Below are 6182 nucleotides of genomic sequence, written 5' to 3'. Positions count from 1 at the left end.
TTATCCATATATCAGGGAATTACTTAAGGATTTTGTTCAGCGTGGCCGTCACCACTTGAGAGCTTTGTCCTGCAGTTTCTACACAACCTCTCTTTTTATCGTGAAAAAAAACATGTATTTCACCTTTTATGGCAGAAATTTTTGATCCTTTCTTCCTCCCCCGTTTTTTCTTTTGAGATTTCCGTTTTTTCTCTGTTTTTATGATTTTCTTTGGATGATTTTTAATTCTTGATTTTTTACCTCTTTTTTTACCGCTCCTTACATATTTTCACTTTTTGATTATTTTTGCTGTAAAACATCCATTAATCTTTACGATTTAATCTGTAGTTCTAGCAGTAATTATTATTACTTCTTTCTTATCATAGGTATATGTTAGGTATAGGTGTCAATTTCGATTCTACCATAAGGTGGTTTGTGTATATGGCGTAAATGTATTAAATTATGCCCGATCTCCAAAGCTACTCCTTTATATACCATGAATCCATCAGTAACCAATATTCATAGACGATAAAGCAATCTTTTTTCACAATCCTTAACAATTTCTGATATCACATCTTTGCTGCGCCTTTCTACTAATTAAATCGCCATTACCTTGTTGTTACCATTAATAACTAGAATTAAATACATTGTTTTTTATGGACAGTTATAAATATTTCAGCAACAAATAGTGTGTTGCTTTTCCTTCGTTTTTTGAGAAAATGCTTATATCCTCTCATGGTCGAGGCAATATTTTTTAAAATACTGCTTATAAATCTACTAATTGTTGAATTATTAAGTTGTAATCTCCTTGCAAGGAGTTCAATTTTGATACGAATCCCCCTTTAAGACAGAGTAGACGATGTTTTTCAGTTTTAATATTAAATCCTCAAACAACTTGCTCGTGTGTGCATAGAAGCTTTTTTCACATGTTTTGCAAAGATATTGTTGGGACATTTCTTTTACACTTGTATTACGTCTATTTCTGATGATTTCATGCTTAGTATCATTATCTTCTTGTTGTGGACAAAATATTTGTAATCGATCTTTAGTGACATGCCCGTCCAGACTAATTAAAAAAGGATATAGTAATTTATTTCCGATTGGATTGATATATCTAATGGTTCACATATCATAATAATAAGGAAGAATGGAAATATTATAAATGCTTAACAATTATGATATGTTAATTAGATTTTTGTCGAATAAAGGAATTTAAAAAATCTCGTAAAATCATTTTAAAAACATTATAAAAACATTATAAAAACAATTTTCAATCACTTTTTTTTTTTGAATATTTTTACTTCCCCTTAAATCTTTAAAGATATTCCGAAAGTTATTAAGAATATTTGCCAGTTTTTTTTAAACAGAAAATTTTTAAAAGAAATGTCATACTTGTGAATGGAGTGCTATAGGAGTGTTTTATATTTATGTGTTTCTTAAGATTAAGTAACTGGTGAATCAAGATGCTACAATCTTCAGATATAAATTTATTGAACGGTTTAATATCTGAAGTAAAAAAGGATCTTGATATCGTAGCTCTAATTTTATATGGAAGTAGTGTTCGTGAAAATGAATATAACGATATTGACATTTGCTTAGTACCCTTTCTGCATGTTAAAGATATTCCGTTTCAAAAAATCTTGTATTATAAAGGTAATTTTCCATCAAAACTAGATATTCAATTTTTCACTGATTTGCCTCTCTATATTCAGCATGAGGTTTTAAATCATGGAAAACTGATGGTAAATAAAGATTTTGAGCAAGTATGCGATATTTATGAGAAGACCTACCGTGCTTTCAACGATTTTTACCCCCATTTTAAGTTGTTTTTAGAGGTGGATTAAATTAGAAATTGACCGAATATCAATAAAAATTTCAGAATTAGAGAATTATCTTGAAGAATTAAATGAATTTATTCCTAAAGAAGATGAAATTTTCTATAAATCAAACGAAAAACGTCGTGCAATAGAGCGACAACTTCAAATCTGTATAGAAAATGTGATAGATATATCTTATCTTCTTGTGAAGTTATTACATCTTGGTCCACCCCAAAATGATGAAAATCTCTTTGATCTGTTACAAAATCACCTTACAAACATATCGAATTTAAAAGCGATGAAAGGATTTAGGAATATTTTATTTCATCAATATGGGAAAATCAATCAAAAACGGGTTCTTCAATTTATAAGAGAGAATTTATCCAATTTTAGTTATTTTATTAATGACGTCAAAAAGATTTTCAAAGAAATTAAAAGAAATTAAAAGAGAATAAAAGAGATTAAAAGAGATTAAAAGAGAATAAAAGAGATTAAAAGAGATTAAAAGAGATTAAAAGAGATTAAAAGAGAATAAAAGAGATTAAAAGAGAATAAAAGAGATTAAAAGAGAATAAAAGAGATTAAAAGAGATTAAAAGAGAATAAAAGAGATTAAAAGAGAATAAAAGAGAAAAAAAATGACAATATGGTTATTATCCCAAGTTTCTTATACAAACCTAAAAAGGGAGTAAATTATACAGTCTATAATAGATAAACTGGGCTTTTCGCAAACAGATAAAGTCGTGATTTTGCATTTAGATGATTTAGGGATTTCCCACAGTGCAAACCAGGCAGTAATCGATATATTTAATCAAAATTAGATTCGATCTGGTTCAATTATTGCAAATTCGCCATGGATGCCTGAAATAGTTCAGTTAATTAAAAGAATAAACCAGAAGATTCTTCTTGATATTTGCGCTCATCTGACATTTACAAGTGAATATAAGAATTTTAGTTAGCGACCTATAACAACTAATAATCCAGAATCAGGATTAGTTGATGCTAGTGGTTTTTTATGGCAAAATCTAAAAGAAACAATTGCAAATGTTTGCTATAGAAACCTCGATCTAAAAAAACTTATTCGCACATATAAAATATTAAATCCATTCATCCAAAAACTAATCTACAACGAAAATTATAAAATTCAGAAATTTTTAATCAGATACGTCCAAGTATAATATTATTCCTTATCTTCCTAAGGATAGTCCCCATTTCTTCTAACTTTTCATCTGAAATAATTAAAATGCTATCTTCTTTAAAGGAATAAAGTTCTAAAAATCTCGAGAGATAAGCTGTAATATTCTTAGAGGGGAGGTTAGATTTCCATATAGATTTTGTAAATTGTATAAAATCATCTCGTTCTATTGTATCAGTTTTTTCTAATCCTGCTTTTTTATCCTTTTTCTTCCTACCATAAATATTTTTACTAAAAACAAATCCATGGTCATAAATATTTGCAATATCATCTTTATCAGATAGTATTTCCTCATAAGTTAGGATCACATCTCCTCGCAATAAAAATTCTTCTCTAATTATATTTGGAACAATAAAAGAATGTAACGGAAAAAATGTATCCTTATTTCTATTTTGAATGATAACAACTAATCTCCCGCCGTTGATAAGAAGATTTCTTAGTCGAGAAGCCCAACTTGAGATGGTGTTAACGAAGTTTTCTCTCTTTCCAATTTTATAAATTGGAATTTTAAGTATGATAAGATGGAGAGATTCTTCTAAAATCCTATTGAAAAGATGATCGATTTCATATATTTTATTAAATAATTCTATATTAATTTTGTCAGAATTATCAACGATCTTACATTTATTTTTCTCTTGTGGAATACCCTCATATAATCTTGATGAATAAAACTGAGTGGCGTCATGTCCTTCCCTTTTTGAAACTCCAAAAGATTGTGTTTTTGTTTGTGTTTTTGTTTGTGTTTGTGTTTGTGTTCGTGTTTTTGTTTGTGTTTGTGTTTGTGTTCGTGTTTTTGTTTTTGTTTGTGTTTGTGTTTGTGTTCGTGTTTTTGTTTGTGTTTGTGTTTGTGTTTGTGTTCGTGTTTGTGTTCGTTTTCGTTTTCGTTTCATGATCTTCACGTAGTGATAAAAACATCTAATGTTTTTTTTGCTTTCTTTTTTTTATTTTGCTTCAAAAATTCATCAATTCTTTTATTGGCTAATTCTACATATTCATGATTTATTTCATAACCGATATATTGTCTTTTAGAGACTAATGAAGCTATGGCTGTCGAACCTGATCCCATAAAAGGATCTAATACTATATCATCGACATTTGTAAACAATTGAATTATTCTATAAGGTAATTCGACTCTAAACGGTGCAGGATGATTAACTCTACGCGCACTTTCAGTTCCAAAATTCCATATATTTTGATATAATTCAGAACCACTGAATTTAATAGATTTTGATTCGACTTCAATTGAAAAATTCGTTTTTTTTAGCAATTTTGGTTTTAATGTATTCATTTTTGAAGCAAGAATTATATATTCATGAATATCACGAAGTGAGGGATTTGAGGCAGATTTCCAACTTCCCCATGCACAGGAAGTTCCTGCACTGGCTGCTTTATTCCATATTATTTCTTGTTTGATAGTGAAACCAATATCATATAAAATTTGAATTACATAACAATCTAATGGTAGATAAGGTTTTCGTCCAACATTTGCAATATTTATTGCACAAATACCATTATCTGTCAATACGCGATATACTTCTGTTAATACATTTTTTAGGAGTGTTAAGTATTCCTTTAATGATAAATTCTCATCATATTCTTTAGTTACATTATATGGTGGTGATGTCACCATTAATTTTACTGTTTTATCTGGTATTTCAAGCATTGATTGAGCATCAGAATGATAAATATAGTTTCTTTTAAAATTCAAACATAATCACAATTTTATATTAGTGTAAATTAGTTTTTTTAATCTTTTTATTGATTTGTAATTCGTTCTCCTTCTTTTGTCAATTGACGAAATCCTTTACCTGATACTGTTATTCCTAAAACAATTAAGGTAAGAATTCCGCTACAAATATAGATAATGGGTATTGAACCAATCACATCAGCAATAATTCCTGATAAAAGTAATCCAATCGGAGAAGCAATATTACTCAACATCATGATAATTGATGAAATTCGCCCTATCTTATCTTTTGGGATAATATTTTGAATACCAGTCAAGAAAAGACTATTCACTATAGGATTCATGATAAGCATTAAAACAGCATCGATATATAAGAGAATAAAAAATCCTGTTGGAATTAATCCTAATGCAAGATATGCTAATGCTTCATTTACTAAGCCAAGAATTATCCAAGCAAACCAATTCCGCCATTTTTTAACAAGAATTGTTAACAAGGCACCTAGTAACATTCCTAGTTGAAGAGCTGCCATAAAATATCCTAATTCGACTTTGGTACCTCCGTGGTTTATTTTTATGAAATTAATCATCAACGCATCTATAGGCATAAAAATAAAATTCAAGAAAATTGCCATGATAATTACGCTACCTAATCCTTTTATATCATGAATTACATCCAATCCTGCCTTTATTTCACTAATATAACTAATTTTTTGCTTTTTTTCTTGAATTTCATCATCTTCATCATTTTCATCATTTTCATCATTTTCATCATCTTCATCATTTTCATCATCTTCATCATCTTCAAATTTTGATTTAGGTATTGTTATTTGTATAATTGTGAAGAAAGCAATGAGAAATGTAAAAATATCGATCCATAATGCCTGAGAAGGCGCTAAAACAATTAAAAGCCAAGCACCAACAATTGGACTTATAATATTGATTAAACTGGATAAAAGATAATTTAAACCATTAACTTGAGTCATTTTATCCTTAGGAACCATAAGAGGAATAATTGCAATAGAAATCGGGGCTTGAAATGCCTGACAAATGCCTCTAAAGAAGATTAATAATAAAATATGCCATATTTCAACCACTCCTAAGGCAAATAGAATAATTAAAAACAAGGTTAAGGTCGCTTGTGCGAAATCACTGATTATTATTATTATTTTTTTATTCTTTTTATCAGCGATTACTCCTGCCAGTGGAGAAATGACTATTTGTGGAAAAAAGCTTACGAAAAACGCTACAGAAATTAATGTATTATTTCCTGGTTCCATTTCTGAAAGCTGCCAAATAATAATAAATGATACTATTGCAGAACCCATGAGTGAAAATACTTGACCTATCCAGAATTGAATATACATTGAGAAATTTCGTTTATCTTCTGATTCTTTTGCTTTTTTATCTATTTTTGTAATATTATGATTGAAAGATAGATTGGGGTTTTGTTCATCCATGAATAATCATCATATTAATGCGAATAAGTTTTTAAATCAAAATCATTC

Annotated in this window: 5 protein-coding genes; 2 read left to right on the top strand and 3 right to left on the bottom strand. The window is 28.7% G+C overall.

The features are described 5' to 3' along the window. The first annotated feature begins 1442 nt into the window (after window positions 1-1442). Both ACXLDF_RS15290 and hepT read left to right on the top strand, forming a co-directional pair. Window positions 1443-1823 (top strand): hypothetical protein, encoded by a 381-nt coding sequence (locus ACXLDF_RS15290; RefSeq protein ID WP_457559414.1) that lies wholly within the window; start codon window positions 1443-1445, stop codon window positions 1821-1823. Next, window positions 1819-2241 carry a type VII toxin-antitoxin system HepT family RNase toxin gene (gene hepT / locus ACXLDF_RS15285; protein ID WP_457559416.1) on the top strand — a complete coding sequence of 141 codons (423 nt, stop codon included), beginning with the start codon at window positions 1819-1821 and terminating at the stop codon, window positions 2239-2241. The genes ACXLDF_RS15290 and hepT overlap by 5 nt, the downstream gene beginning before the upstream one ends. A 712-nt stretch (window positions 2242-2953) precedes the next feature. Here hepT and ACXLDF_RS15280 read toward each other — a convergent pair. The 3 genes from ACXLDF_RS15280 to ACXLDF_RS15270 are packed head-to-tail and all read right to left on the bottom strand — an operon-like array spanning window position 2954 to window position 6134. Beyond that, window positions 2954-3880, bottom strand: coding sequence for a hypothetical protein (locus ACXLDF_RS15280; RefSeq protein WP_457559413.1), 927 nt, complete (start codon window positions 3878-3880; stop codon window positions 2954-2956). Window positions 3881-3885: 5 nt separating this feature from the next. Continuing rightward, window positions 3886-4698, bottom strand: coding sequence for a DNA-methyltransferase (locus tag ACXLDF_RS15275; RefSeq protein WP_457559412.1), 813 nt, complete (start codon window positions 4696-4698; stop codon window positions 3886-3888). Window positions 4699-4745: 47 nt separating this feature from the next. Next, on the bottom strand, window positions 4746-6134 hold the full coding sequence (locus ACXLDF_RS15270) for an MFS transporter (RefSeq protein WP_457559411.1): 1389 nt from the start codon (window positions 6132-6134) through the stop codon (window positions 4746-4748). Between the last annotated feature and the right edge of the window lie 48 nt (window positions 6135-6182).

It is taken from the genome of Candidatus Harpocratesius sp., assembly GCF_054039255.1.
The sequence above is the reverse complement of the archived record's forward strand: the minus strand, read 5'-3'. Positions and strand labels throughout refer to the sequence as shown.

Coding starts and splice junctions, on each gene's coding strand:
- ACXLDF_RS15290 (WP_457559414.1), top strand. CDS start 1,443: ATGCTACAATCTTCAGATATAAATTTATTGAACGGTTTAATATCTGAA.
- ACXLDF_RS15280 (WP_457559413.1), bottom strand. CDS start 3,880: ATGAAACGAAAACGAAAACGAACACAAACACGAACACAAACACAAACA.
- ACXLDF_RS15270 (WP_457559411.1), bottom strand. CDS start 6,134: ATGGATGAACAAAACCCCAATCTATCTTTCAATCATAATATTACAAAA.